The 675-nt window shown below is 46.5% G+C and carries 1 protein-coding gene; it reads left to right on the forward strand.

The genetic code is table 11. The features are described 5' to 3' along the window. A partial coding sequence (locus tag R7Z47_RS25055) for an FAD:protein FMN transferase (RefSeq protein ID WP_318130790.1) occupies nt 1-675 on the forward strand: 675 nt, incomplete at both ends.

The raw sequence follows: 675 nt of genomic DNA on the forward strand, positions 1-675 counted from the left end.
GATCGACTGCTTGAAGAAGTCAACGATCAAATGTCGACTTACCGTGAAGACTCAGAGCTGAGTCGCTTTAACCAGCATCAAACAAGTGAGCCTTTCGAAGTGTCAGCGCAAACGGCAACCGTAGTAAAAGAAGCGGTTCGTCTCAATGGTCTAACTTTAGGTGCGCTTGATGTAACGGTTGGTCCTCTGGTTAACCTTTGGGGCTTTGGCCCAGAAGCTCGCCCTGACGTAGTGCCTTCTGATGAAGAGTTAGCGGCTCGTAAGGCAAACACTGGGCTTCACCACCTGACCGTTGATGGCAATAAACTGTCAAAGGACATTCCTAATTTGTATGTTGACCTGTCAACGATTGCAAAAGGTTGGGGGGTTGATGTGGTTGCTGATTACCTACAATCGGTAGGGATCAAAAACTACATGGTCGAAGTTGGTGGCGAAATGCGTTTGAAAGGTATTAACCGAGAAGGTGTGCCATGGCGAATCGCGATTGAGAAACCAACGGTTGATGAGCGATCTATTCAAGAGATCATCGAACCAGGTGACATGGCAATTGCAACAAGTGGTGACTACCGTAATTACTTTGAGAGCAATGGTGTGCGATACTCTCACATTATCAATCCGCAAACAGGCAAACCAATCCATCATAAAGTGGTGTCTGTGACAGTATTGGATAAATCG

This window comes from Vibrio sp. 1641, from assembly GCF_033339995.1.
Classification (GTDB): domain Bacteria; phylum Pseudomonadota; class Gammaproteobacteria; order Enterobacterales; family Vibrionaceae; genus Vibrio; species Vibrio alginolyticus.